Source organism: Rhodanobacter sp. DHG33, from assembly GCF_014843005.1.
Taxonomy (GTDB): Bacteria; Pseudomonadota; Gammaproteobacteria; order Xanthomonadales; family Rhodanobacteraceae; genus Rhodanobacter_A.
On record NZ_JACYXM010000002.1, the window covers coordinates 1 to 26,590 of the forward strand.

Genomic DNA, 26,590 nt, shown 5'->3' on the forward strand with positions numbered 1-26,590 from the left:
GGTAACGTTCGATATGGCTCTGCTTCATGCTGTTCCTCGAATGTCCGACGCGCCGTATCTTTCCAGCACTCCTTACACCGCTCCCCGCGGTGGCTATGTTGCTTCCCTAGGATGGAGACTGCAGGCGCATATGGGCTTGCCCCGTAAAACCACAGCGGCGCCCGATAAAACGAGAGAGGGCCATGATGCCAGCATGGATGCGCTCCGGTTCCGTGGCGCTGAATGCAAGTCTTATGCGGTGATCCTGTGTGGCATCGAACGAGAAGAAGGCCATGGGCATCACGATGACACCTTCCTGGGTAGCGCACTCGGTGACGGCTTGAGCATCGAAACGTAGCGGCACGTCGAGGCACAGGAAAAAGCCCCCTTTGGGATGGTTCCAGCAGACGGGTACCCCATTGGCGGGGAAGCACTTGGCCAGTTGCGCGAGCATTGCATCGCGATTGCGCCGACATGCGTCCACTGCGGGACGCAGCCAATCACGTAGGCTGCAGTCGCGCTCCATCAACAGGCCACCGACCATTGCCTGGCATAGCGGACTGGTGTTGACCGTAACAAAGCTCTTGCGCTCCACAATTGCGTCGAACAGCGCAATGCGCATAGTGCGATTGCCGAATAGCGTCTCGGGTAGCGTTGCAGCCCCGATACGCACCGCAGGTGCGATGGTTTTCGAATAGGTTGAAAGATAGATGACGCAGCCGACTTCGTCGAGCTTGGCCATCGGTGGAATGATGTCGCCTTCGTAGCGGTACATTCCATAGGGGTTGTCCTCCAGCACGACGAGGTGATGGCGCGCGCATGCGGTAAGAATGGTCTTGCGTTCTTCCAGCGACAGAACTTCCCCAGTGGGATTGTCGAAATCAGGGACGAGGTAGATCGCGCGCGCGCGCCTTTTCTCCGTGGCCAGCTGCTCTATGGCCTTCTCGATCTGGGCCTCGATGCCGACGATGGTGTTGTCCAGCGCGTGCACCTCGACCGCAGTCGCCGCTGCTGCCCCCGTAATGCCAATATACGTAGGATTACGTACGAGCACTACATCGCCCATCTCGGGGCATAGCTGAGGTAGGCATAATGTGAGTGCCTCTTGGCACCCGGTGGTCACGACCGTGCGATCCCCCGCTGTGGGGACACCGTCATCCCGGCTTATCTGCCGAGCAATGAGTTCGTGGATGATGCCCGCCGTGCGCCCGTACTGCCACAAATTGCTAACGGGTGCCTGACGGCTGAAAGTCGTCATCCAGCGACTGACTGATTCCGCGTCGATACTTTCGAATAGCTGCTTTCCGGGGCGTCCCGCAGCTAGCGAAATCGCCGCCGGATAATTTTCGGCAACCTCATTAAGGAAATTCATTACGGAAACATTGCCAGTGCCCGCCATCATTCCTCCTGTGAATCCCACGGCAATCTCCAATTACTTCGTCTTGCCTCTTCAAAGTGACTGCACCTCACTCCAAGGCATCAGTACAAGACATCAGTATTTGTCGCCCTGTTCGAGCTGGTCGAACAGCGCTTGCACGTTGCTTTCGAGAAAGCCCTCTTCCCCCTCGCGCTTGATCAACTCGAAACTGAGGCCGGTGTTACCGCAACGCGTGGTAAAGGACTGAGTGAGCCCGGGGCCGCGGATGACCTTGGTGTCGAACTGCATGCCTCGGCCGCGCAACGCGCTGACTGTTTTCTCTACATCGTCGACCTCGAGTGCGATGTGCGCGACACCGGCCCCGAAATTCTCAATGAGTTGAGCAACCTGCGATTGCGGCTCGGTGCCCTGACAGAGTACGAAGCGTATACCGTTAATTTCCATTTCCGCCGAAATCATGCCGGTGTGAGCGCCACGGATATGCCTTCGCCCTTTCAGTTCGAAGCCTAGGATTTTCTCGAATAGGTGGATAGCACTTTCGAGATTGTGCACCGCCAGCGCAATATGGTCGATGCGTTTGTACGGAGCTTCAGCAAAGGAGGTGGTAGCCGAATCGGAAGGAGCGATGGATAGTGCGGTGTTATTCGTAACGATGTCATCACGTTCCATAGCTCTACTCCATGTGATCGGTTGGTTAACCGAGTAAAGATGCAGAATCTTCAGCTCTAGCAAAACTTAGGTGACGCAGGAAATTCCATGAGGACCGCAATTAACACTGGGCTTCATCATCTCCATAAGCGATTGGTTCTGGATCGTGAGATGCTTACAAAAATATGTTCCATCGGGGCGGTAGTGGGAACGGCCTAGGCCGATTCTTCAAGATCAGGCACCAAGCTTCATTCGAAGTTTCCGACATTGGTGCCACGCCGTCACTTGGCTGCAGAATAGCGCGGTAGTTAGGCGAAGGGTGGGCATCATGCGGGCACACCTACCATTATGTGGTCCATGCAGACCTCGTCAAGCGAGGCGCACCCGATTTGTGCAAGTGTAGTGTCGAGCTGCCAGCGCAGCAGGGCAATGACGCCATCGATGCCAGCCTCGCCCCTGGCTGCCAGTCCGTACAGAAGCGCTCGGCCTAGCATTACAGCGTCGGCGCCTAAGGCAAGCGCCTTGACAATGTCCGAGCCGCGCCGGAAGCCACTGTCGATCAAGATCGGTGTGGGCACGGAATTCCGCACGTCTGATAGAGCCTCGATGGGGGCGATGCAATCGTCGAGTTGGCGACCACCGTGGTTGGAGAGCACGACGCCGTCCGCCCCCAATCGGATGCAGGCCATGGCGTCCTCGGCGGTTAGGATACCTTTCACTATCAGGCGGTGCGGCCAGAGATCGCGCAGCCATGTTAGTCCACTCCAGTCGAAGGTGGCGTCCATGCTGCGGTTAAGCAGGGCTGCTTGGACTTCCGCATTCTCCGGCTCGATATGCAAGAAGTTCGCCAGTTTGGGGGCTCCATGGCGAAGCAGTGCAGTGCCCCAGCGGGGATGCGTGAGTCCGTCCCATAGCATGGCGGGTGTTATTCGTAGGGGAAGGCCGAAACGGTTGCGCAAGTCCCGCTCACGTATGCCGTTCTTGACTACGTCGACGGTGAGCACGAGGGTTGTGTAATCTGCGGCGCGCGCGCGCCGAACCAGCTGTTCAGCTAGGTGGCGATGGATGATGTACAGCTGGAACCAGTGATCCCCGTCACTAGCGCGCGCGACCTCTTCGATGCTCGAGCTGGATGCGGTAGAAAGAATAAAAGGAATGCCGTTCCTCGCCGCTGCCTTGGCGAGCACCAGATCGCCGCGAGGCCACAACAAACCATTAAGGCCCGTCGGGGCAACGACGAAAGGTACGGGGAGGCGCTTGCCGAATAGCCCGCGCGAACTGTCGCGCCGAGCCACGTCACGCAGCCGCCTCGGCTTGAAGCGGATCCGTGCAAGCGCCTCACGGTTGTGGCGCAGGCCGCGTTCCTCTTCGGCGCCTCCCTCAAGATAGTCGAAAACGAACTGAGGAATACGCCTGCGCGCTGCCTCCCGGTAATCATCCACATTGATCAACGGCTTCATCACATCCAACTTCCCTTTGGCCAGTCGACGCATCATGATTAACTAATGAGATTTTGCTCATCGAAGCTGTCAGAGCATTCCCTAGATACTCGGAGCATGGCGCATGGTCCAATCAATCGAAGAGGTTCAGTCGCAGTTCCTTGCGCTCGTAAATGGCGAGGGTCAGTATTCCCTGTGGCCGTCCTTCGCCGAAGTGCCCGCAGGATGGAAGATTCGTAACGGTCCTGATAGTCGCAAAGCATGCCTAGAGTACATAGAGCGGGAGTGGATTGACATACGTCCACTCAGTGTAGTTAAGGCGCTGGAATGCCACGAAGCGGTCTGCTGATGAGCGGCATCGGCGAATGGTAGAACCACTCGTCGACGTGAAGAGATGTGTGACTGACAGACGGCATGAGGCATCACCACCGTCGGTTTGAGATTAACTCGTGCTATCGCGGAGCATGCGAACGGGCGTTTCTCAACAGTTGTTTGGTTCCGTATGATTCTATCTCGCGACGAGTTTGGCGCTTGGGCGTGGCTCATGATGCGATGAAGCAACTGTACCAATCATTCGTAAGCTGTCCGTGCTGCTCGCTCTAACCGCTTGCACGCATTACGCCGCGCTACATACCGCTAATCCGGCTGACTGGCGCCGAACTGGTTCGCCAGCCAGTATGGTCTGATGCTGCCCAGGTGCGTAAGTGGAGCAACGCGATCCCGCCTTGGACCATTCGCATCGCCCAAAGACGCCGCACTGTACGTTCACGCCGCCCCAGGAGGGGGCGATGGAATACGTTGCATCCTAAGTGTTGCCGATGGACGACTTGTGGGTGGCGGTGCGTGAATTCCTGAATCCCAGAGCCTCCCGCCCCGGCCTGATGCGTTGCTTGGCGCGCCACGGTCTGAATCGCTATCCGGCAGAGGACAAGGATGGGGCCGATGCACCCAGGCCTTGAAGGGTTGCGCGCCCGGCTTCGCTACCTTTTCGTCGCAACCGGCCACGCCACGCGCTAGGTCTACCTACGAATCTATTATGGCAATCAGCGCAAGCCGGTAGTGCCGACTTCCTGTGCTGCCTGTGCTGCCTGTGTGCCGCTGTGCCTATGAGGATCATGAAAGTCCTCACCGACAACGACAGCAATTTCACCGGCCGCTTTACCGCCAAGGGTAAGCAGCCGACCGGGCACCATACCTTCGACAGCGAGTGCGCCTTGCTAGCCATCGAACACCGACTCATCAAGTCGCACCATCTGCAGGCCAACGGCATAGTCGAGTGCTTCAACGGTCGCATCAGCGATGCCCTAGCCCCCTGGAACGCTACGCAAAGCTCTACAACGACCATTTGCCGCATGTGCGTTTGGATACCAAATGCCTCGGCAAGTTATGGCGCAATGGCGATGGGAACACCATGATCTCTTTGTCAGAAAACTAAACAATCAGAAGGGGCTGGACACCTAGGGAAACTCTGATTTTGCCCTGCAGTCGAAGTATGAACTTGAAGAGGAAGGGGGCGTGATGACCCTTAAGCAGATGAGTCTGTTGATGCAACGCGACGCTGGTTTCAAGAGGTACCGCAAATCGACTCGACGCGACGTATTTCTGGCAAAGAGGGATTAGGTAGTGCCGTGGGTGGAGTTGTATGCGGTGATTGCGCAGTACTCCCCGAAAGACTCAGAGCTCGGTGCCGGCGATCGCCGCATGGTCGACCTGGAGTGGATGCTGCGCATCCATCTCTGATTCGGCGGTGGAAGAAGAGCTATATGACTCGGAGGCGATCACGGCTGTCTTGCATGTTCGTCATGAATCGTGAGCGCGGATGCACGTGCCTGTATCGGAATTGTGGAACGACAATGAAAGCCGCCAAGTGGTGGCTTATGCATTCGTAACTCTTTGATTACCAAGTGGTACCGGTGAGAGGACTCGAACCTCCACTCTGTCGCCAGAAGCGGATTTTGAGTCCGCCGCGTCTACCATTCCGCCACACCGGCATGTGAGCTGCGCATTATGCCGGGATCAGTGCACCGGGTCGAGGCCCAGCTGCCGCTCGCAGCGCTCGTAGCCGCCATTGCCGGCCAGCGGCTGGAACACGGCGCAGTGCGTCATGTTGCCGGAATAGATGTGCAGGCTGACCGCGATGTCGTGGTCGCTGGGATTGCGGATGGTGTGGTACTCGTGCGGCGGAATCAGGCTGCCGGCGGAGCCGGGGCCGGCCTGCACCGAGCCCACCGGCTGGAAGCGGCAGTGGCCGTCGGCGTCGTCCATGCGCTCGTACTGCACCACGTCCAGCGCGCCGCGCCATACGCCTTCCACGCACCACATGCCGGCGTGGTCGTGGATCGGCGTGCCCTGGCCGGGGCCCCAGGTCATCGCCACCACGCAGTAGCCGAGGTCGTCGCTGCGGTACAGCTCGCGGCGCGCGTAGCGGCCTTCGGCGGTTTCCAGCACGCATTCGGGCAGCTGGATCTGGTTGCCGCGGATCAGCCTGCAGAGGCTGTTGCGCAGGCTGTCGGTGATCGCGGGCGTGCTGCCCTGGCCGACGGCAGTGTCGATGGCGTCGATCAGTTGGCGACAGCCTGGAAATTCGGTGGTGAGCATGGTGACTCCACGCTTGGCGTGAAACGGTTTGGTCATTATAGATTCGATGGTCGGTAATGACGAATGGTCATGAGGATGCCCCCGGCCGTGCCGTGCCGTGCCGTTCAGGAACGGACACGGGAATGTCGCGACGCGCTTGTATCGTGGTCAATCGGGGCGCAGCCATGCGTGACGAAAACACGGCTTCGAGGCGACGGTCATGAGCACGCATGCGAAAGGCGGGAACGGCGGCAAAAAAACGGCCGGCCATCGGCCATCGGGCACACCAAAGTCGGCCGCGGGCGGGCTCGCCGCGATCGGCCATATCGTCGTGCTGATGCTGGAGAACCGCTCCTTCGACCACATGCTGGGTTTTCTGTACGCAGATGCGGGCAACGTATCGCCTGCCGGCCAGCCCTTCGAGGGCCTGACCGGCAAGGAATCGAATCCCGATGGCGCGAACGGTGCCAGCGTGGCCGTATCGCGGATCCAGGTGGGGGCCGCGAACACCTATTTCCTGCCCGGCGCCGATCCCGGCGAGGGCTACGCGGCGACGAACGCGCAGTTGTTCGGCAGCAATACGGCGCCCGTGCCGCCGGTAGCGACCAACGCGGGCTTCATCGACAACTTTGCCGCCACGCTGACCTGGGAGGCCAAGGAAAAGCAGGCTGTCCTCGCCGGCACCGTCGCCACCGACATCATGGCGATGCACACGCCCACGAGCCTGCCGGTGCTGTCGGCGCTGGCCCGCGGCTTTGCGGTGTGCGACCAGTGGTTCGGCTCGGTGCCCACCGAGACGCTACCCAACCGCGCCTTCGTCCATACGGCGACTTCGCAGGGCCATATGGACGACAAGACCAAGTCGTTCACCGCACCGACGATCTACAGCCTGCTCACGCAGCACGACGTCGACTGGATGATCTACGGCTACGATGCCGACCCGCTGACCCGGCTGACTTTCAGCGACACGGCGAGCGCGCCGGATACGCACTTCGGGCAGTTCGCCGATTTCCAGGCCGCCGCGAAGCAGGGCCAGCTCGCCGCGTACACCTTCCTCGAACCCAGCTGGGGATCGAGCGGCAACAGCCAGCATCCGAACTACGACGTGGCGCTGGGCGAGCAGCTGATCCACGACGTCTACTACGCGCTGCGCAACGGGCCGAACTGGAACGAGACGCTGCTGATCGTCACCTACGACGAGCACGGCGGCTGCTACGACCACGTACCGCCGCCGACCAATGCCGTGCCGCCGGATGTCACGGCCGGCGAGTTCGGTTTCGACTTCAAGCGCTTCGGGCCGCGTGTGCCCACACTGCTGATCTCGCCGTGGATCGCACCGGGCACGGTGTTCCGCACGCCGGCGGGTGCGATGCCGTTCGACCACACGTCGATTCTCAAGACGGTCGAGCAGCGCTGGGGTCTGGCTGCGCTGACCGCGCGCGACGCGGCGGCGTCGGATGTCGGTGGCGTGCTCACGCTGACCGCAGCACGCACGGACGATCCGCTCGCCGGAGTCGTGGTGCCTGTGTCCACGGGAGCGAACCCTGCCGCCGGCAAGCCTTCGCATCTGCAGGAGGTGTATGCCGATCTCGCGGCGGCGTTGCCGGTCGCTGCGGCCAAGCCGCATCGCACGTCGCTGCATACCGAGGACGACTACAAGACGTACATCCGCCAGCGCGTGACCGCGTGGAAGGCGCAGCGAGGGCGCTGAGCGCCCGGATTCAGAGCTTCGCCAGGAAGCCGCCGATGGCGCGGCTGTAGTTCTCGATGTCGACCAGGAAGGCGTCGTGGCCCTGCGGCGAATCCAGCGCCACGAAATCCACGGCGGCTCCGGCGGCACTCAGGCCGTCGGCGATCTGCTCTTGCTGTTCCAGCGGGAACAGGATGTCGGTGCTGACGCCGATCACCAGGGCGCGTTCGACGCGGATGCGCCTGAGACCTTCCATCACGTTGCCGCCGCCGTATTCGGCGGTGTCGAACCAGTCGCTGGCGCGCGACAGGTAGAGGTAGCTGTTGGGGTCGAAGCTGCGCACGAAGCGGCGGGCGTGGCCTTCCAGGTAGGACTCCACCTGGAATTCGAAGCCGAAGGGCTGCTCTTCGCGCTGCTCGGAGTCGAGGCGGATGCGCGCGAAGCGGCCGTTCCACTCCATCGCCGAGCGGTAGGTGATGACGCCCAGCTTGCGCGCGATGCTCATGCCCATGTCGGGATAGCGTTCGCCGTCGCCGTGAATGTCGTATCCGCCGTTGGCCCAGTTGGGATCGAGCCGGATCGCCTCGCGCTGCAGCGAGCGGATGGCGATGGCGAAGGGCTGCGCCTGCGGCGCGGTGTCCACGCTGACGTGGGCGCGCACCGTGTCGGGGTGCAGCAGCATGTAGCCGAGCGCAGCCATGCCACCCATCGAGCAGCCGATCAGGCAGGCGAGGCGTTCGATACCAAGCTCGCGCACCACTTCGCGCGCCGCATTGGCCACGTCTTCCAGCGAGAGTTCGGGGAAGTCCAGCCGGTAGGCTTCGCCGGTGGCGGGGTTGGTCGAAGCGGGGCAGGTGGAGCCCTTGTCGCTGCCCAGCGAGTTCACGCAGATCACGAACCAGCGGTCGGAGTCGATGGCCTTGCCGGGGCCGGCCATCTCTTCCCACCAGCCCGGCGCGGGATCTTCCGCGCTGGACATCATGTGTGCGCTGGGCGAGAGGCCGGTGAGCACGAGGACGGCGTTGTCGCGCGCGGCGTTGAGCGTGCCCCAGGTCTCGTAGGCCACGCGTGCGCCGTGCAGCGCGCCGCCGCGCTTCATGGCGAACGGCGAGGGCAGCTTGCAGTAGCGGCGTGCGTCGGCCATCTCAATGGACCTTGTCGATGGTGATGGCGATGGGTGTCTTGCGGTCGGTGTCCACGACGCCGGCACTGCCTTCGAGGTCGCCCGGCCGGGCGATGGGCTGGCCGTCGTGGCTGATGCGCGCCGCCACGATCACGCGCGCCACCGAGGAAAGCTTCAGCTCGGGCGTCATCGCCATCGCGTCGCTGAGCGTGACCGTGGCCGGCAGCGCATCGGCGGCGAGCTTGGCTACGGCCAGCGGCATCGGCGGACCGCTTACGGCGCGGGCGAACACGTAGAGCTGGTCGCCGGCCCGCAGCTTGTCCTTGAGCGCAGGGGCGAGGTTCACCTGCACCGTCAGCACGGCACCGGTGCTGGCGGCGGCCGTGGGCTCGGCGGAGGGTTGGACGCCGGCGCGGGCGTCGGCGTTCGCGATCTGTTCCGCCACGGCCTTGGCCACCGTCGAGCCGGGTTCCAGCAAGGGCTGCAGCTTGCGCCACGTGGCGGAGGCATCCGCGTACTGCGCGTGCTGGAACTGGCTGATGCCGAGCAGCCACAGTGCGCGCTGGCTGTCCGGCTGCAGTTCCAGCGCGCGATGCAGCAGGTCGAGGGCGCGACCGTCGATCTGGTGATCCTCGCGCGCCATCGAATCGGTTTCGGCCCAGCCCACCATGGCGGCCACGTCGTTCGGCGTGATCTTCAGCACGTGGTCCCAGGCGTCGCGTGCGTCCGCGGGCTGCTTGAGTGCAGTGGTGGCTTCGGCCAGCAACGCCCAGCCTTGTGCGTCGTTCGGCTGCTGCCGGAGATGGTCGTGCAGTTCGGTCAGCGCCTGCTGGAAGTCCATCGGCTTCGGCGCGGCCGCTACGCCGTTGAGGGCCGCGGGTGTGCCGACATGCAGGTACAGCGCGAGCGTGCCTAGAGGCAGCAACAGGGCGATGCCCAGCGCCAGCGCGAACACGCCGCGCGGACGACCGTTGCGGCGGCCTGCACGCAGCAGGGGTACCAGCAGCAGGGCCAGCGCCGCCGCGAGCATCGCGGCGGCGACCAGATAGAACGCGAGCTTCACCAGTCGTCCCCCGCATCGGCCGGGTCCGTGCCGGCCCGTTCCGTGTTGGCCATGTTGCGTTCGTTCGTGCCGGCGACAACGCGGCGCCGGCGTACCGTCACCACCACCACCAGGCCGCCGGCCAGCAGGATCGCCAGCGGACCGAACCACAGCAGCCACGTGCCGGGCTGCAGCGGCGGGTCGTACAGCACGAAGTCGGAATAGCGATCCACCAGGTATTGCTTGATCTGCGCGTCGGTCTTGCCCTGCTGCATCAGCTGGAACACTTCCAGCCGCAGGTCGCGCGCGAGGTCGGCGTTGGAGTCGGCGAGATCCTCGTTCTGGCAGACCATGCAGCGCAGCTGCCGGGTGAGGTTCTGGAAGCGGACCTCCTGCGCGTGGTCCTTGAACGGTAGCGGCTCGATCGCGCCGGTGGCGGCAAGCGCATGGCCGGCGAAGGCGAGCAGCGCGGCGAGCAGGAGCGCGCGCGACTTCATGGCGCCTCCCGCTTCACGGCGGCTATCGCCGGCTGCAATTCCTGCGCGATCACCTCGGGCGTGAGCGGGCCGATGTGCTTGTAGCGGATCACGCCCTTCGCATCGATCAGGAAACTCTCGGGCGCGCCGTATACGCCGAAGTCGATGGCGGTGCGCCCGGGTTGGTCGGCGATCACCAGGTCGTAGGGGTTGCCGCGGTCGTGCAGCCAGGCCTTGGCGTCGTCGGGCGCATCCTTGTAGTCGTAGCCGACCACCGCGACGCCGAGCTGACGGCCGTCGGTCATCAGCACCGGATGTTCCTCGGCGCAGGCCACGCACCAGCTGCCGAACACGTTGAGCAGGTAGGGCTTGCCGAGCAGGCTGGCCTTGGTGACGGTCTGGTCGGGCGCATCCAGCTTGGGCAGCGCGAAATCGGGTGCGGGCTTGTCGATTAGCGGCGAGGGCACGTAGCGCGCGTCGTGCCAGGTGTTCCACCAGATGCCGAAGCCGAACAGGCCTACCAGCGTCATGAACACGATCAGCGGCACGAAGCGCTTCATGCCGCCGACTCCCGCGCCGAAACCGTCGCGACAGGCATGGCCGCCTCGGCGGCGATGCGCTTGATGCGGAAGCGGCGGTCGCCGGCGCAGACAAAGCCGCCCAGCATCATCAGCAGGCCGCCGCCCCAGATCCAGCGTATGAAGGGCTTGTAGTACAGCCGCAGTGCCCACGCACCTTCGATGTTATTCGCATCCATCGGCTCGCCCAGCGCCACGTACAGGTCGCGGAACACGCCGGCGTCCACGGCGGATTCGGTCTGGATCTGCTCGTGCGAGTAGGTGCGCTTCTGCGGGCGCATCGTCGTCACCGTCGCGCCGTCGCGCAGCATGGTGACCACGCCCTGGTCGGCGTGCCAGTTCGGGCCCACGGTGCGGTGCACGCCGTCGAAGCGGAAGTCGTAGCCGGCCACGCTTTCGGTCTGGCCCGGGGCGAGGCGCACGTCGTGGGTGACGCTGAGCGATTCGGACAGCAGCACGCCGATCACGAACACGCCCACGCCCAGATGCGCCAGCAGCATGCCGGCCATCTCGGCGGGATAGCGCCGGCCGCTCGGCACTTCGCGCCAGCGCTTCAGCGCATAAAGCAGCACGCCCGTCGCGATCCACACCGCCGACGCCACGCCGACGATGGCCCGCAGCTGTCCCTGTACGAAGAACGCCGCCACGATGGCGCAAGCCGCGGCGGCGACGCCCGCGCGCAGCGCCACCTGCTTCAGCACGCCGCCTTCGGCCTTGCCCCAGTGCAGGAAGGGACCGAACGGCAGCAGCGCCACCACCGGCGCCATCAGCAGCGGGAACAGCAGGCCGAAATAGGGCGGCCCCACCGAGATGCGGCCGAGGTGCAGCGCGTCGCCGATCAACGGGAACAGCGTGCCCAGCAGCACCATCGCGGAAGCCGTGGCCAGCAGCAGGTTGCCGATCAGCAGCGCCGTTTCGCGCGAGACGACGTTGAATGGCTTGCCGCCCGCCACCTTGGGCGCGCGCAGCGCATAGAGCAGCAGCGAGCCGCCCACCACGATGGTGAGGAAGATCAGGATGAACACGCCGCGGCGCGGGTCGGAGGCGAACGCGTGCACCGAAGTGAGCACGCCCGAGCGCACCAGGAAGGTGCCCAGCAACGACAGCGAGAACGCGAAGATCGACAGCAGCAGGGTCCACGCGCGCAGGCCGCCGCGCTTCTCGGTGATCGCCTGCGCATGGATCAGCGCCGCGCCCACCAGCCACGGCATGAAGCTGGCGTTCTCCACCGGATCCCAGAACCACCAGCCGCCCCAGCCCAGCTCGGCATAGGCCCACCAGCTGCCGGCCACTATCCCTAAGGTGAGGAAGCCCCACGCCGCGTTCGTCCACGGCCGCGCCCAGCGCACCCACGCCTGCTCGACTTCGCCACCCAGCAAGGCGGCGATGGAGAACGCGAAGGCCACCGAGAAACCCACGTAGCCCATGTAGAGCACGGGCGGATGGAAGGTCATGCCCGGATCCTGCAGCACCGGATTGAGGTCGCCGCCGTCGGCGGGCATCGGCAGCAGGCGCACGAACGGATCGGAGGTGAACAGGATGAAGGCGAGGAAGCCGATGGCGATCAGGCCCATCACGCCGATCACGCGCGCGGCGAATGCCTCCGGCAGGCGATGGCTGAGCGCGGCCAGCGCCACCGTCCACAGGTTGAGGATCAGGATCCACAGCAGCAGCGAGCCTTCGTGCGCGCCCCACACCGCGGCGATGCGGTAGTACCAGGGCAGCGCGAGGTTGGAGTTGTCGGCCACGTACTGCACCGAGAAATCGAAATGCAGGAAGGCGTACACCAGGATGCCGAACGCCATCGCCACGAACACCGCCTGGCCGGCGGCGGCCGGACGCGCCACCGCCATCAGCGCGCGGTTGCCGCGCCATGCGCCGACCAGCGGCAGCACGCCCTGCGCGATGGCGAGCAGGAAGGCGAGCACCAGCGCGAGCTGGCCGAGTTCGGGCGTCATGGGCTCTTGTCCTGCGCGGCGGCTTCTTTCACCTTCGCGTCCGCATGCGCCTTGGCCATCGCATCCTTCAGTTCCTTCGGCATGTAAGTCTCGTCGTGCTTGGCCAGCACCTCGGTGGCGACGAAGCGCGCGCCGTCCATGTGTCCGGTGGCGATCACCGACTGGTTGTCGCGGAACAGGTCGGGCAGGATGCCGGTATATTCCACCGGCATCGCGCCGCCGGCATCGACCACGGTGAAGGTGACCTGCAGCGAGTCCTTGCTGCGCTGGATCGAGCCGGCCTTGACCATGCCGCCGAGGCGGAAGGTGCTGTACTGCGTGGCCTGTCCCGACTGCACCTGGCTCGGGGTGAACAGGTAGTTCATGTTCTGCTGCAACGCATAGACCACCAGGCTGACCGCCAGCGCGGCGGCAACCGCGATCGCGATCACGAGGATGAGCCTGCGCTTGCGGGTGGGGTTCATCGGCATGCAGTGTTCCGGCGGGTCAGGGCGCAGGCGTGGAAGAAGTCGAGCGGCGTTCTCGTGCAGTCTGGCGCGCCAACCGGCCGCGCAGATCGCGCAGGATGCGCCGGCGGCGCAGCCGCGGCGCCACGCTGTCGGCGATCAGCACCGCGAAGAACACCGCATAAGCGGGCCATACGTAGCCGGCGTAGCCACCCATGGCGAAGAAGTGCGACAGCGCGCTCATCGGGCCGCCTCCGCCTGCGCGATCTCGCGCACCCAGTCCTTGCCGGACTCCAACGCAAGGATGTCGGTGCGCGCACGCCGGCACAGGCTGGCGGCGTAGTAGCACTTGGTGGCCAGCGTCATCGCCAGCAGCGGCCACAGCATGTCCCACGGCATCTTGGAGTGGCCGAAGATGTTCACCGTGCTGCCCTGGTGCAGCGTGTTCCACCACACCACCGAGTAATGCACGATGGGCACGTTGATCACGCCGATGATGGCGAGGAAGCTCGCGGCGCGCGCGCCCTGGCGGCGATCCTCGAAGGCGTGGTACAGCCCGATCACGCCGAGGTAGAGGAACAGCAGCACCAGTTCCGAGGTGAGCCGCGCGTCCCACGTCCACCACGTGCCCCACATCGGCTTGCCCCACAGCGAGCCGGTGGCCAGGGTGATGAAGGCGAAGGCCGCGCCGATCGGCGCCGATTCCATCGCCACCACCTCGGCCAGCTTCATGCGCCACACCAGCGCGATGAAGCCGGACACGCCCATCACCGCGTAGACGAACATGCTCATCCACGCGCTGGGCACGTGGATGAAGATGATCCGGTAGGCGTCGCCTTGCTGGTAATCCGGCGGCGCCAGCACCAGGCCGCCGTACAGGCCGATCACGCCGAACAGCAGCGCCAGCCCCATCGCCCACGGCCGCACCGCGCCGGCGAAACGGTAGAACGTCGGCGGCGAGCCGAGCTTGTGCAACCAGAGCGGAATCCACTTCGCCATGTCACGAATCCAGCGCAATGCGTAAGGCCGCCGCGCATGCCAGCGGCGCCAGCACCACGGCGAGGATGAGTGCGGCGGCCAGCCACGCGACCGGAGCGAACCACGGGAGCCCCTCTTGGGCGGCTGCCACCGCGCCTGCCGCGAAGATCACCACCGGCACGCACAGCGGCAGCAACATCAGTGCCAGCAGCATACCAGAGCGCCGCGTGCCGGCCGTCAGCGCCACCAGCACCGCGCCGAGCAGGCTGAGCAGCGGGGTCGCCAGCAGCAGGGCGAGCAGCAGTGCCGGCATCGCCGCCGCGGGCAGGTGCAGCATGCCGGCCAGCAGCGGCGCGATCACGATCAGCGGCAGGGCGGTGGTGATCCAGTGCGCGAGGATCTTCATCCCCAGCATCAGCGCCAGCGGCTGCGGCGCCAGCACCAGCTGCTCCAGCGAGCCGTCTTCGATGTCGCTGGCGAACATGCCGTCCAGCGCCAGCAGCATCGCCAGCAGCACCGTCACCAGCACCAGCCCGCCGGCGATCCGCTGCAACAACGCGAGGTCCGGCCCCAGCGCAAACGGAAACAGCACCACCACGATTACCGCGTACAACACCGGCAGCGCCATGTCGCCGCGCCGGCGCCAGGCCAGCGTGAGATCCCGCCGCAGCATCGCGGCGCAGGCGTGCTCAAGCGGGGCGCTCATGGCGTAACCCTCCGCAATGCCACGGCGCTCATCGCCTCGCAAGACTTACCCATGCATGCGTATCCGCTGCGGCTCCCCGCCATGAAACCCCACGACCCCGTGGCTGCTGACCAAGGCCGCGCCGCCGCCGGCAACATGCCGCTCCAGCAGCCGGTTGATCAGCGCGATGCCGTGCCGGTCGAGGTTCGCGTAGGGCTCGTCCAGCAGCCACAGCACCGCCGGCTGCAGCAGCAGGCGAGCCAGCGCCGCGCGCTTCTTCTGGCCCGCGGAAAGTCGTCGCACCGGTTCGTCCTCGTAGCCGCCCAGCCCCACCTCGTCCAGCGCCGCCTGCGGAGTGATGCCGTCGCGGCATCCGTGCAGGCCGATGGCGAAGCCGAGGTTCTCGCGCGGGCTCAGCTCGTGCTTCTGGCCCAGCTGATGGCCCAGGAACAGGATCTCGTGCGCACAGGTGTCGCGTTGCCACGGCGCGCCGCGCCAGCGCAGCTCGCCTTCGCTCGCGTGCAGCAGGCCGGCCAGCAGGCGCAGCAGGGTGGTCTTGCCGCTGCCGTTGTCGCCTTCGATCAGCGCCAGCTCGCCCGCGTGCAGGCGGAAATCCAGCGGTGCGAACACCGGCTCGTCCTGGCGATGGAAGCCCAGGCGTCGTGCTTCGAGCAGGGGAGCGGCGGCGGCGGGTGCGGTCATCTGCCGCATTCTCCGCAATGCCCGGCGAGCTTGTCCATGCGGCGGGCTGCCGCTGCGCTGCGATCAGCCCAGCATGCGCAATTCGGCGGGGCCATCGGCCTCGCCGTGCACGTAGGACAGTTGCGCGTGTTCGCGCATCAGCGCGTCCAGCGTGGGCAGGTCCGCGCCGATCACGAACAGGCTGGGCTCGCTCCAACCGGTCTGGCCCACGCCGATGGCGGGATAGACGGCGACCCCGGGTAGCTTGCCCAGGGCGTCGACCAGCGCCTGCTGCGCAGCGAGATTTTCCACCTGTGGGCGGCGGCGCGCCTGCGGATTCCACGCGGTGATGAAACCCCACGGCTGTGCGCCGACTACGGCCGCCAGTTCGGCCGGCAGCGGCAGGTCGATGCGGATCGCTGCCCAGCGCACCGTGTCGAGCACCACGTGGTAGGTGGTGTTGCGGAAATCTTCGAGCAGGAACTCATTCATGGCGTAGTTGCGCGGGCAAGGGCGAAAGCCGAGCTTGCAGCATGCGCGCCGCCGCGTCGAGGTCGACGGCGTCCGCGTCCGGCGTGTCGCGCAGGATGTCCTCCAGCAGCGCGTCCTGCATGCGGCCGCGCTCCAGCGCATAGCTGTAGGGCAGATGCGTGAAGGTGACCATGCGATAGCGCGCCATGAAGTGCTGCGGTGCGCGCTCGGCCAGTTTCGCGCCCAGGGCGCGCTTGGCGAGGTAGTGCGGGTCGGCCACCGAATCGCGCATCTCCACGTAGTTCTCCAGCGCCATCGCGGCGATCGCGTTGGCGTTGGGCTGGCGGATGCGCTGGAACTCGGCGAACACGCCGGCACTGTCGCCGGGCGTGGCGGCAAGCAGCTCGGTCAGCGTCACCGTGTCTTCGAAGCCGCAGTTCATGCCCTGGCCGTGGAACGGCACGATGGCATGCGCGGCGTCGCCGACCAGCAGGGCACGGCCTTCGAGGTGCCAGCGGTCGAGATAGAGCGTGGACAGGGTGCCCGTCGGATGTCCGTCGAAGTCCGCGTCGAAGCGTGGGACCAGCGGCAGCAGGTCGGGGAAATCGGCGGCGAAGAAAGCGCGCGCCGCCGCGACATCGGGCAGCGTGGCGAAACTGGGATAGGCGCCATGCGCCGGAAGGAACAGCGTCACCGTGAAACTGCCTTCGGCATTCGGCAGCGCGATACACATGTAGCCGCCGCGCGGCCAGATGTGCAGCGCGTGCGGTTCGATCGCGAACTGGCCTTGGCCGCCGGACGCGTGCAGCAGACCGGGTGACAGCGCTTCCGCGGAAGGGATCTCCAGCTCCTTGTAGCCGTGCCCCAGCGGCTCGATGCGTTCGCCCAGCGGCGCATGCGCGTTCATCGCCGTGCGCAGCGCCGAGCCGGCACCGTCGGCGCCGATCAGCAGGCCGGCGTCGTGCCAGCGCGTCGTGCCCGTTTCGTCGGCCAGCCGAATGCGGCCTTGCGTGAAATCCGCATCCACCAGCGACTGGCCGAAATGGAAGCGCACGCCGGAAGCTTCGGCGGCATCCAGCAGCAGCATGTTCAGCGCGCTGCGCGACGCCGACCAGATCACCTCGCTGTCGTCCACGCCGTAGCGCTGCAGGCCGCGCGTGCCGTCCGGCGCATGCACCATGCGGCCGCGCATCATCACCGCATGCTGCAGAACCTCATCGGCCAGTTCCGCCGTGCGCAGCGCCTGCAGGCCGCGCTCGGCCAGCGCGAGGTTGATCGAGCGGCCGCCCAGGAAACCCGCGTGACGCGGGTTGGGCCGCTTCTCGAACACTTCCACCGCAAAGCCGCGCCGCGCCAGCTGCCGCGCCAACAGGGCGCCCACCAGGCCGCCGCCGATCAGGGTGATGGATGGACGCTGCGTCATGGGGCGTTCCGCGGGAGGGATCGCGACACTGTTCCGCAAGTGGAGGGGGACTGCAATCCCGGGGCATTGCAGTTTGTTGGATGTCTCCCATTCCAGTGCTGCTGCGTAAGGGAGGAGTTGCTTTCGTTATTGCACGTCACAGGGGTGTTGCGGTCGCCTGTCGTGAGTAAGTCCCCTCTCCCCTCTGGGAAGAGGGTTAGGGTGAGGGGCGGGCGCTCGCGACGACCTTCCGTTTTCGCCTCTTGGCTCGCCTGCAGCGGGCTTTCGGACGCCTGCCGGCGCCCGAGTCACTTCTCTTTAGCTGGCCCACGCCACCGCCCGGAGCGGTGGCGAACAGCGAAGCTGGCCCGAAGGGCGGAGGGCAGGATGCCCGGAGTCAAGAGAAGTAACCAAGAGAAATGGCCTGGTGGGATCCGCCGGGACTACAAGCAGGCTGTGTCGAGGAGGTTGGGATGCTTCCCGCCTACGCGATGGACCGCGCGGCCACTCCGCGCCGTATCTGGGAACTGAGGGGTTGCATACATGGAAACCGAGCGTCGGTTGGCGCTCGAGACATGTTGCTTCTTGCGACGGCGCTGGCGCTTGGAGAAAAGCTACCGCCTCAATCGATACCGAGCTTCTTCAGCTTGTAGCGCAGCGCGCGGAAGGTGATGCCGAGCTTTCGTGCTGCGGCGGTCTTGTTGTAACGCGATTCCTCCAGCGCCTTCATGATGGCGCCGCGCTCGAGGTTGCTGATGTAGTCGTCCAGGCCGCCGTCGCTGGTGGCGCTGGCCGGCGGAGGCGGTGCGGCTGCCGCCGGTGGTTGGCCGGAGGCGCCGTTGGGGGCGGGTTCCGTGCGCGGCAGGCGTTGCGGCAGCATCAGGTCGGTGGCGTCGATGAGGTCGCCGTCGCACATGGCGGTGGCGCGCTCGAGGATGTTTTCCAGCTCGCGCACGTTGCCGGGGAAATCGTAGCCCTCCAGGGCCTGCTTCGCCTCGGGCAGGAGTTGGCGTGGATTACTGCCGTCCTTGCGTGCAAGACCCTGCAGGATGAAGCCGGCCAGCAGCGCCACGTCGCCCCGGCGTTCGCGCAGCGGCGGCACGCGCAGCTCGATCACGTTGATGCGGTAGAACAGGTCCTGGCGGAACTGGCCCTGCTCGACCAGTGCGGCGAGGTTCTTGTGCGTGGCGGAGAGGATGCGCACGTCCACCGGCACTTCCTCGCGCGCGCCGATCGGACGCACGGCCTTCTCCTGGATCGCGCGCAGCAGCTTCACCTGCATGTGCAGCGGCAGTTCGGCCACTTCGTCGAGGAACAGCGTGCCGCCGTGTGCGGCCTGGAACAGGCCTTCCTTGTCGGTGTGCGCGCCGGTGAAGCTGCCTTTCTTGTGGCCGAAGAATTCGCTTTCCATCAGTTCGGAAGGGATCGCGCCGCAGTTCACCGGGATGAACGGGCCGGCCGCACGCGGGCCCTGCTCGTGGATGAGGCGGGCCACCAGTTCCTTGCCCACGCCGGATTCGCCGGCGATGTACACCGGCGCCTGGTTGCGCGCGAGCTTGGCGATGGTAGCGCGCACCTGCTGCATGGCGGTCGAGTCGCCGACCAGCCGGTCGCCGGCGTTGCCGGCTTTCGCCGCCGCCTTGCCGCTACGTTTTTCCTCGGCCAGCCGCAGCGCGGTGCGCACCAGTTGCCGGAGCATGCGGATGTCCACCGGCTTGGAGACGAAGTCGAAGGCGCCGGCCTTCAGCGCGTTCACCGCGGCGTCCACGTTGCCGTAGGCGGTGATCATCGCCACCGGCATCTCGGGATGGTTGGCGGCGATGTGCTCGAGGATTTCGTGGCCGCTGCCATCGGGCAGGCGCATGTCGGTGAAGCACAGGTCGTAGGTGTGTTCGCCCAGCGCGCGCCGCGCTTCGGCCACCGTGCCTACGGCGTCGACCCGCAGATCCATCCGCCCCAGCGTGATGGTGAGCAGCTCGCGGATGTCGCGTTCGTCGTCGATGACCAGAACGGTCTGTTGGCTCATGGGAGAGAGTTCGGCAATGGCGGCGTTGCCGGTGAGGATACTCGTGGTGACGCCGAGGGCAAGCTCGGCCCGCGCTCAGGGGGCCAGCCGGTGCCCGAAGAAGTCGACGATGGCGGCATAGGCCTGCTTCGATTCGGGCAGCTGCGGATCGGAGAAGAACGAGTGCCACATGCCTTCCCACACGCGCAGCTCGGTGGGTACGCCGGCCTCGCGGAGCAGCTCGTTGCTGTGCACGACCGAGCTCATCGCCATGTCGCGCGTGCCGGTGATCAGCAGCGTAGGCGGGAACTTCGCCAGCAGCGCGGGCGACAGGCCGGGCTGCACCAGCGGGTCCTTCGGGTTGGCGCCATGGAAGTAGGGCAGCGCGTCGATGCCGAGTGGGTGCGCGGGCACGCCCTGCCCATTGAGCAGCGGCGCGACGAAAGACGAATCGCCGCCGAGGTCGGTCAGCGCGCCGCAGAACATGCCGATCGCGCCCGGTACCGGCAGTTTGTCGTTGATAAAGCGCGCCACGGCTTCGCCGGTGAGGATGCCGCCGGCCGAGCAGCCGTAGATGCCGATCTCGCCGGGCTGGTGGGTCTTCAGCAGTTCGCGGTAGACCTTCTCCACGTCCACGCTGGCGGCGGGGTAGGTGTATTCCGGACCTTGCCGGTAGTCCACGCCGATCACTTCGATGCGGCCCAGGCTGGCGACCGGAATGGCCTCGACCAGCGCCCCGCTGTGCGCGCCCCACAGGAACGCGCCGCCGTGCAGGTTGAGCAGGACGCGATGGCGGTTCTCCGGTGACACGCCTTGTGCCGGAAGCGCTACGTCGACGCCGACGCCGGCGATGCTGTCGCGGGCGAGCTTCACGGGGTAGAGCTTTTCCATCAGCTTCGCTCGCTCGCTGTTCTGGCTGTCGTAGAACTCGCGGCTCGCGGCGATGGGACCGTCGAGCGGCGGCGCCTTGGCGCCGTGGGCGAGCATGCCCGGAAAGAAGGCGCGTGCCTGCGGCGAGGCGAACGCCGAGTAGGGCACGCTGGCGGCCGATGCGGTGACGGTTCCGTCGGCTTGCACCCCGGGTGCGGTGTCCTGCGCCGTGGCGGTGGCAGCCAGCAGTGCGCCGCAGAACAGCAGCGTCGGGACCAGGCAGGAGAGCAGTGTGCGATGCATGGCGGTTCCTCGCGTTTCGATGGCGTTTTCGCGTGTCATGGGCTGGGGAGGCGGCAATCGAAAGTCATGGCGTGGCGGTTTTCGCGGGTGCGCTTTCGGACAGCCGGTGCAGCTCGAGATACACGCCGTTGGTCCAGCCGAAACCCACCACGTTCTGCGTGTAGCCGGCGGTGACCTTCACGTCGGCATTGCCGCTCGCCATGTTGTATTTCTCGCGGATGGTGCCGTCGTCGGCGAAGCCGCGATCCACGGTGGCCATGAACTTCGCGGCGATGCGGCGCGCGTCGGTATCGAAGCCGTAGTCTTCCAGGCCTTTGGTGGCGAGCCAGTTCGTCGGTGCCCATCCGAATGGCGCGTCCCACTGCGCGCCGGTGGCGCGCGTGCTCATGGCGAGGCCGCCGCGCTGCTCGAACAGCGGCAACTTGCCGTGCAGCGCCTGCGCCTGTGCGGCGGAAGCGGCACCGGCCCACAACGGGTAGAACATGGTGAGGTAGGGATCGGTGGAAGGCTTGCCGGCGACGAAGTCGTAGTCCATGTACATGCCCTGCGCGGGTTGCCACAGATACTTGTCCATCGCCGCCTTGCGTGCCGCCGCCGCCTGCTGCCAGTGCGCGGCGGCGGCCGTCTTGCCGAGCGCGGCGGCGAAGTCGTGCAGGTCGCGTTCGTAGCGGTAGAGCAGGCTGTTGAGGTCCACCGATGCGTAGTGGTGGGTGGAGCCGGCGAACGGGCCGAAGTGGAAGTCGGTATCGAAACCCGACTCGCGCATCGCGCGATCGCCGAGGTAGTAGTCGGCGGTGAGCCGGTAGCCGTCCACCCATGCATCCGCGCAGGCCTTGGAGGCCGCGATGTCGCAGCTCGCGGTCTTCAGCCGCTCGGCTTCTGCGGCGTCGGGATGCTGCGATGCCTTGAGGAGGTAGCCGGGATCTTGCGCACGATGCGCCAGCAGCCAGCGGATCACGCCCTGGTAGTAGCTGGCATCGTGCGCTTCCAGCACCGGACCGTGGCCGTAGTCGAAATAGCGCGACAGGCCGGTGTCGCCGGCGCGATGTTCCCCGCCCGTCCACAAGTCGTGGTTGCGCACCGCCAGCGGGTAGGCCTGCGCCAGCCAGGCACGCTTGTCGGCCTCGTCGTGGAAACCCGCGGGATCGGCCAGCAGGGCGGCCATCATCGCGCCGAGGAAGGGCGGCTGCGAACGGCTGAGGTAATAGCTGCGGTTGGCGTTGAGCACGCCGCCGTAGTGCTGCACCTCGAACAGCGCGTTGTCGACCATGTCGCGCGCCAGCGCCTCATGGCGATCGGCCAGCAGGCCCAGTTCGATGAAGTAGCTGTCCCAACCGTACATCTCGTTGAAGAAGCCGCCCGGCACCACGTAGGGGTGCGGCAGGTAGAGCAGGCCCTGCACGGGCAGCGTGGCGGGATCGAATGCACCGAGCTGGTGTATCGACTGCGGCAGCCGGCGTACTTCCACATGGCAGGTCTTCGCGATGCGCGGAAGATCGTCCGGCATCGGAAGCTGGTGCGGCAGGTAGATCGCGAGCTGTGTATCGCCCGGCCCCTTGCCGAAGGCGGAGCAGTCGTCCATCCGGCGCGTGAGCGTGGGCCACGCATGGTGGATGTAGTCCAGCGTTTTCGCGGCGTCGGGCGCGGCCGCGAAAGCCAGGGGCGTGGACGACATCGCGAGCAGCAGGGTGGCGAGGCGCGTGCGGAGTTTCATGGCGGGGTGTCCCTTGTGGACGGGATGGCGGTCATCGACAAGGCGGTCTTGCCGTCGGGCCGGCGTTGCACGGTCACGTCGTAGCGCTTGTCGCGGAAACGGATGTTCTTCAGCACCAGCGCAGTCCAGCGTGCCGGCAGCATCGGCGCATAGGCCGGCACCAGGCCCTGCGGCTCGATGCGCAGGCCGGTGAAGCCGTAGAGGATGTTCTGCAGCATGCCGGCGCTGGCGGTGAGGAAATAGCCGGTGTTGTTGTGGGCGGTCTCGGTGCGCACGTCGAATGGCGGCTTCACCACGCGTGCCTGGATGTTGCGTTCGAACCACATGTCGGCACCCGCGTCGTCGCCGGCAGTGGCGGCGGCAATCGACAGCGGAGCAAGCCCTATGCTGTTCGGGTCGTGGCGCGAGTGCTCGATGGGACCCAGCGCGTAGGCGTAGTCGAGGCGGCGCACGGACTCGCTCATGGGCAGATCCAGCGCGGGCAGCGCGAGCATGGGCAGCGAGCTGCCGCCCCAGGTGTCGCGGTCGTGCGGCACCGACGGATCGAAGTCGAGGTGGTGCCCGTCCCGATCGGAGAACGGCAGGTAGAGCCCGTCCGCGATCTTGGCCCAGCGCGGGTCGGGCGTTTCGCCGAGCACGGCGGCAGCCGCGGTGGCGATACGCAGCGCCTTGCGTGCCGCGGCGTTGGTGTAGGTGTCGTTGGGCACGTCGCTGTAGTCCTCGTCCACCGAAGTGACGTGTTCGATTTCCCAGCGTTGTTTCGCCGTGTTCCAGCTGGCGCGGCTGCTCCAGTAGTCGGCGACGGCGCGGATCACCGGCCAGCCTTGCTGTTCCAGCCAGGCCTTGTCCCCACTGGCGAGCCAGTACTGCCACTGCGCGATCGCAACGTCCGCGTTGACGTGGATCTCGCGCTCGTCGAGCACCTGGGCCGAGTGCGGTGTCTGCGAACTGCCGTCCTCGGGATCGGCCTCCCACGGATACATCGCGCCCCGCAGGCCGCGGGCACGGGCGCGCGCCTCGGCGGCCGGCAGCGTGCGGGCGCGGAACGCCACCAGCGATTTCGCGCGCGCCGGATGCAGCAGGAGCAGGGCGGGAAACACCCAGGTGTCGCTGTCCCAGAACACATGCCCGGCGTAGCCCGGCGTCATGCCGCAGGCGCCGGTGCCCCAGGCGGTGTCGGGCGTCACGTTGGACAGCAGGTAGTAGAGGTCCGCGTGCACGATGCGCTGCGCGGCGGGATCGCCGTCGATCACCACGTCGGACTTCCACAGCGCATGCCAGGCTTCCTGCTGCGCGCCCAGCAGCGCGTCGAAGCCTTGTTCGCGCGCCTGTGTGGCCAACGCGAGATCGGCTTGCGCGTCGCCACCCCAGTCCGCACGCGAGATGGCGGCGAACTTGGCGAAGCGGTAGCGATGGCCCTTGCGCACATCCACCACCACGTCGAGCGCGAGCCGGAGGCCGTCGCGCATTACGCGGGCCGACGCGGGATGCATGTCCTGCGGCAGCGACACGGCCACGGCTTCCGCCATCGTCGCGCCATTCGCGGCACGGCCGTCGAGCCACAGCACGAGCCGCTTGGCATCGCCGTCATGGGTCAGCACTTCGGTGGTGCCGGGATACCACAGCGCGGCGCGATCCGGCGTGGCCGGCGGCACCGGCTCCAGCTTCAGGTGGTACTTGTCCAGTTCCTGGTGCATTTCCGCATCGGTGATGCGGGCCAGGGCGAGGCGCGGCCGGTGTGGCGCCCAGGCATCCAGCGCGAACGACAGCTCGATGCGGCCATCGAAGCGTGGCGTGAGGGTGAGCTGGCTGCCGGCGAGGTGCGGCGATGCCTGGCTCACCAGCGAGAGGACCTCGACATCGGTGCTGCGTTCGCGGTCGCGATAGGTGTAGCGCGTGGCCAGCGTGCCGTCGTGCATGTCCAGCGTCTGTGCGTATCCCCGGAAATGCGCGGCGTCCAGTGGCGCGGCGTTGAGCCACGTGCCGCCGTCGGCGCGGTAATCGATGCCGCTCCAGGCGGGCACCATGGCGGGACGCGCCATGTCGCCGGGCGTGCGATCCATGAAGGCGGCGAGATAGGTCGGCGTGTTCTCGGTGCCGCGCGGCGCGGTCAACGTGGAGGCGTAGCCGTTGCCCAGTTGCCCGGGGAAATAACTGGCCCAGTCCGCGGCGCTGGCCTGCAGCACGAAACTGGCGTCGGTCGCGGCGAGAACGGGCGCCGTCGCCAGCATGAGCAAGGACAGGGCGACGGCTGCGCGCTTCATGCGGAGATCCCGGGCACGGCGTCGAAGGCGACCGTGAGGCGCGCGCGTTCGCTGTGGAACGGCACCGTGCCATGCCAGACATAGGACGGAAACAGCACCAGCATGCCGGGCGCGGGGCGCACCACATGCTGCGTGTGCAGCGGCGGCATCGTGACGATGCCGGGTTCGCCGAAGGCGAGGCAGCCATCCGGCGTGTCCGCCTCGGCCATGCCGTCGGGCAGGTCGATGTAGCAGGCCGAGGAGATCCAGCCGCGCGGGTGCACGTGGCTGGTGTGGAAGCCGGCACGGCGCAGCCGCACCGACCAGCTGCCGTTGTAGCGGTACGTGCCGCGGTTGCGCCGGCGCAGCGGGTCGGTGCCATGGCCGATGTGCGCGAGGTAGTCGCGGATGGGAGCGTCGAACGCCTTGAACAGCGCTTGGATCACCGGGTCGTTGTGGCGGGCCAGATCTTCGGTGGTCTCGGTGCCGTGGCGCAGCGACTGGAACAGCAGCGGATGGCCCTGCGGATCGTGCAGGCGCTCCAGGCTGCGCTTCAGGTCGGCAAGGTAGGCATCGAGGTCCGGCCAGCCATCTGGCGTCTGCAGGCGGTAGGGCTTCACCAGTTGCGCGTAGTCGCAATACGCGTCGTGACGCGCGTCGCCGAGCAGCCGCCATGCGGTGGTCTGCAGCGCGATCAGGTACTGGTCGTCGGGCGTCGCGTCGAGCAGTGCTTCGCACTGGGCCAGCGCCCGCTCCGGTTCGCCGGTACCGAGCAGGGCGGCGGCGAGCAGGCTGCGCGCCGCCGCCGTGGGCGACCGGGCCAGCGCGCGCTCGGCCAGGGCGCGCGCCGCGGCCGGATCGACGTCGAGGGCGGCGAGCCCCGTGCGCACCAGCAGAGCCGGCGGGGCCTGCGGCCGTTCGGCTGCGCCGGCGAGGCAGGCCAGCGCGCCGCGCGCATCGCCAGCGCCCTGCAGCACCGCGGCCTTGGCGGCGAGCAGGGCTTCGTCGCCGGCAAAGCGTTGCAGCGCACTGTCGAGCAGGGCGGTGGACTGCGCGAGGTCGCCGGTGCGCATCCACACCAGCCGTGCCAAGTGGTCGTGAGCCTCGACGTTGCGCGGTTCCTGCAGCAGGCCGTCGCGCAGCGCGGCTTCGGCACGTGCGAATTCGCCGAGCGCTACCAGGCTGCGCGCATGCGTGAAGTGCACGCCGGCGGCGCGGTGCCCACGCGCCAGCGCGAGGCCGGCGATGCGTTCGGCGTCGCGGTGCCGGGCGGCGGCGCCCAGGGCGATGGCGAGTGCGTGGGTTGCGACGGACTCTTCTGGCGCGCTGTCGGCAAGGCGCTGGTAGAACGCGACAGCATCGTCGCGGCGACCCAGGGCGGCGAGTGCGTTCACATGCTGCGCGACCAGTTCGATCGGTGCGCGGCCGGTGGCGCACAGCGGCTCGACGATGGCCAACGCCTCGGCCGGACGCTGGCGGTCGTTGCAGTGGCGTGCCAGCAGCAGGGCGGCTTGCGGCAGCTTCGCGGCCGCGCGGCGCAGCAATGGTTCGGCTTCCTCCTCGCGGCCGCCGTTGAGCAGCAGCTCGCCCAGCGTCGCGAGCGTGGGCGCCCAGTTCGGGTCCAGCGCGAGTGCGCGGCGCAGCAGCGCCTCGGCGCCGTCCGCATCGCCCAGGCCGAGGCGCAGGGCGCCAAGCAGGCGCAATGCTTCAACGCAGTCCGGCTGGGTCGCGACGATGGCCTGCAGTCGCTCGTGCGCGCCGCGCAGATCGCCGGACTGCAGCAATGCGCCGACCTGGCGCATGGATTCGAGCAACGTGGGCGGGGTTATGGCCATGAGGATGTTTCGGCCCGTCATTCCTGTGTGTTTTTCTGGCCGCCATCCAGGCGTGCGCAGGGATGACAG

24 protein-coding genes and 1 tRNA gene are annotated in these 26,590 nt (G+C 66.5%); 3 read left to right on the top strand and 22 right to left on the bottom strand.

Annotated elements, in window-relative coordinates; genetic code table 11:
• Window positions 1-106: 106 nt before the first annotated feature.
• The 3 genes from IHE46_RS02930 to IHE46_RS02940 all read right to left on the bottom strand — a co-directional run bounded on the left by IHE46_RS02930 (window position 107) and on the right by IHE46_RS02940 (window position 3,465).
• A complete protein-coding gene (locus IHE46_RS02930; protein WP_225562776.1) occupies window positions 107-1,411 on the bottom strand; it encodes a PLP-dependent aminotransferase family protein in 1,305 nt (434 codons plus the stop codon).
• Window positions 1,412-1,471: 60 nt separating this feature from the next.
• Window positions 1,472-2,026 carry a VOC family protein gene (locus IHE46_RS02935; RefSeq protein WP_192163146.1) on the bottom strand — a complete coding sequence of 185 codons (555 nt, stop codon included), beginning with the start codon at window positions 2,024-2,026 and terminating at the stop codon, window positions 1,472-1,474.
• Between the two features lie 305 nt (window positions 2,027-2,331).
• Window positions 2,332-3,465 carry an alpha-hydroxy-acid oxidizing protein gene (locus tag IHE46_RS02940; protein ID WP_192163147.1) on the bottom strand — a complete coding sequence of 378 codons (1,134 nt, stop codon included), beginning with the start codon at window positions 3,463-3,465 and terminating at the stop codon, window positions 2,332-2,334.
• A 103-nt stretch (window positions 3,466-3,568) separates the two neighbouring features.
• Here IHE46_RS02940 and IHE46_RS02945 point away from each other — a divergent pair, with 103 nt between their 5' ends.
• Complete coding sequence (locus IHE46_RS02945; RefSeq protein ID WP_192163148.1) at window positions 3,569-3,793, top strand: MbtH family protein; 225 nt, start codon at window positions 3,569-3,571, stop codon at window positions 3,791-3,793.
• Window positions 3,794-4,559: 766 nt separating this feature from the next.
• A complete protein-coding gene (locus IHE46_RS02950; protein WP_192163149.1) occupies window positions 4,560-4,859 on the top strand; it encodes a hypothetical protein in 300 nt (99 codons plus the stop codon).
• Between the two features lie 490 nt (window positions 4,860-5,349).
• Here the strand turns inward: IHE46_RS02950 and IHE46_RS02955 are convergent.
• Together IHE46_RS02955 and IHE46_RS02960 are read right to left on the bottom strand one after the other, a co-directional pair.
• Window positions 5,350-5,435: transfer RNA gene (locus IHE46_RS02955), tRNA-Leu, on the bottom strand.
• Between the two features lie 25 nt (window positions 5,436-5,460).
• Entirely contained in the window at window positions 5,461-6,042 is a 582-nt protein-coding gene (locus IHE46_RS02960) for a cysteine dioxygenase family protein (RefSeq protein ID WP_192163734.1), read from the bottom strand.
• Between the two features lie 199 nt (window positions 6,043-6,241).
• On the opposite strand from IHE46_RS02960, the gene IHE46_RS02965 reads away from it, so the two are divergent.
• On the top strand, window positions 6,242-7,732 hold the full coding sequence (locus IHE46_RS02965) for an alkaline phosphatase family protein (RefSeq protein ID WP_192163150.1): 1,491 nt from the start codon (window positions 6,242-6,244) through the stop codon (window positions 7,730-7,732).
• Window positions 7,733-7,742: 10 nt separating this feature from the next.
• Here IHE46_RS02965 and IHE46_RS02970 read toward each other — a convergent pair whose 3' ends face one another.
• The 17 genes from IHE46_RS02970 to IHE46_RS03050 form a co-directional block, all read right to left on the bottom strand.
• Window positions 7,743-8,855 (bottom strand): homoserine O-acetyltransferase, encoded by a 1,113-nt coding sequence (locus tag IHE46_RS02970; RefSeq protein WP_192163151.1) that lies wholly within the window; start codon window positions 8,853-8,855, stop codon window positions 7,743-7,745.
• A gap of 1 nt (window position 8,856) precedes the next feature.
• Complete coding sequence (locus IHE46_RS02975; protein WP_192163152.1) at window positions 8,857-9,897, bottom strand: hypothetical protein; 1,041 nt, start codon at window positions 9,895-9,897, stop codon at window positions 8,857-8,859.
• A complete protein-coding gene (locus IHE46_RS02980) occupies window positions 9,894-10,373 on the bottom strand; it encodes a cytochrome c-type biogenesis protein (protein ID WP_192163153.1) in 480 nt (159 codons plus the stop codon). The genes IHE46_RS02975 and IHE46_RS02980 overlap by 4 nt, the downstream gene beginning before the upstream one ends.
• Complete coding sequence (locus tag IHE46_RS02985) at window positions 10,370-10,912, bottom strand: DsbE family thiol:disulfide interchange protein (protein ID WP_192163154.1); 543 nt, start codon at window positions 10,910-10,912, stop codon at window positions 10,370-10,372. Before IHE46_RS02985 ends, IHE46_RS02980 begins: the two co-directional genes overlap by 4 nt.
• Complete coding sequence (locus IHE46_RS02990) at window positions 10,909-12,888, bottom strand: heme lyase CcmF/NrfE family subunit (protein ID WP_192163155.1); 1,980 nt, start codon at window positions 12,886-12,888, stop codon at window positions 10,909-10,911. The genes IHE46_RS02985 and IHE46_RS02990 overlap by 4 nt, the downstream gene beginning before the upstream one ends.
• Entirely contained in the window at window positions 12,885-13,352 is a 468-nt protein-coding gene (ccmE, locus tag IHE46_RS02995) for a cytochrome c maturation protein CcmE (protein ID WP_192163735.1), read from the bottom strand. Before ccmE ends, IHE46_RS02990 begins: the two co-directional genes overlap by 4 nt.
• Window positions 13,353-13,374: 22 nt before the next feature.
• Window positions 13,375-13,578 (bottom strand): heme exporter protein CcmD, encoded by a 204-nt coding sequence (ccmD, locus tag IHE46_RS03000; protein WP_192163156.1) that lies wholly within the window; start codon window positions 13,576-13,578, stop codon window positions 13,375-13,377.
• A complete protein-coding gene (locus IHE46_RS03005; protein WP_192163157.1) occupies window positions 13,575-14,333 on the bottom strand; it encodes a heme ABC transporter permease in 759 nt (252 codons plus the stop codon). The genes ccmD and IHE46_RS03005 overlap by 4 nt, the downstream gene beginning before the upstream one ends.
• Window position 14,334: 1 nt before the next feature.
• Window positions 14,335-15,018, bottom strand: coding sequence for a heme exporter protein CcmB (gene ccmB / locus IHE46_RS03010; RefSeq protein WP_192163158.1), 684 nt, complete (start codon window positions 15,016-15,018; stop codon window positions 14,335-14,337).
• Window positions 15,019-15,063: 45 nt separating this feature from the next.
• On the bottom strand, window positions 15,064-15,699 hold the full coding sequence (gene ccmA / locus IHE46_RS03015; RefSeq protein ID WP_192163159.1) for a cytochrome c biogenesis heme-transporting ATPase CcmA: 636 nt from the start codon (window positions 15,697-15,699) through the stop codon (window positions 15,064-15,066).
• Window positions 15,700-15,762: 63 nt separating this feature from the next.
• On the bottom strand, window positions 15,763-16,170 hold the full coding sequence (locus IHE46_RS03020; RefSeq protein WP_192163160.1) for a DUF3293 domain-containing protein: 408 nt from the start codon (window positions 16,168-16,170) through the stop codon (window positions 15,763-15,765).
• Complete coding sequence (locus tag IHE46_RS03025) at window positions 16,163-17,572, bottom strand: NAD(P)/FAD-dependent oxidoreductase (RefSeq protein WP_192163161.1); 1,410 nt, start codon at window positions 17,570-17,572, stop codon at window positions 16,163-16,165. The genes IHE46_RS03020 and IHE46_RS03025 overlap by 8 nt, the downstream gene beginning before the upstream one ends.
• A 601-nt stretch (window positions 17,573-18,173) precedes the next feature.
• Entirely contained in the window at window positions 18,174-19,577 is a 1,404-nt protein-coding gene (locus IHE46_RS03030) for a sigma-54 dependent transcriptional regulator (protein WP_192163162.1), read from the bottom strand.
• A gap of 75 nt (window positions 19,578-19,652) precedes the next feature.
• Window positions 19,653-20,729: an alpha/beta hydrolase gene (locus IHE46_RS03035; protein WP_192163163.1), complete on the bottom strand. Its 1,077-nt coding sequence runs from the start codon at window positions 20,727-20,729 to the stop codon at window positions 19,653-19,655.
• A 64-nt stretch (window positions 20,730-20,793) separates the two neighbouring features.
• Window positions 20,794-22,443, bottom strand: a complete 1,650-nt coding sequence (locus IHE46_RS03040) for a trehalase family glycosidase (protein ID WP_192163164.1) — start codon at window positions 22,441-22,443, stop codon at window positions 20,794-20,796.
• A complete protein-coding gene (locus IHE46_RS03045) occupies window positions 22,440-24,707 on the bottom strand; it encodes a glycoside hydrolase family 65 protein (protein WP_192163165.1) in 2,268 nt (755 codons plus the stop codon). Before IHE46_RS03045 ends, IHE46_RS03040 begins: the two co-directional genes overlap by 4 nt.
• Window positions 24,704-26,521 (bottom strand): 2OG-Fe(II) oxygenase family protein, encoded by a 1,818-nt coding sequence (locus IHE46_RS03050; RefSeq protein ID WP_192163166.1) that lies wholly within the window; start codon window positions 26,519-26,521, stop codon window positions 24,704-24,706. Before IHE46_RS03050 ends, IHE46_RS03045 begins: the two co-directional genes overlap by 4 nt.
• Window positions 26,522-26,590: the final 69 nt, after the last annotated feature.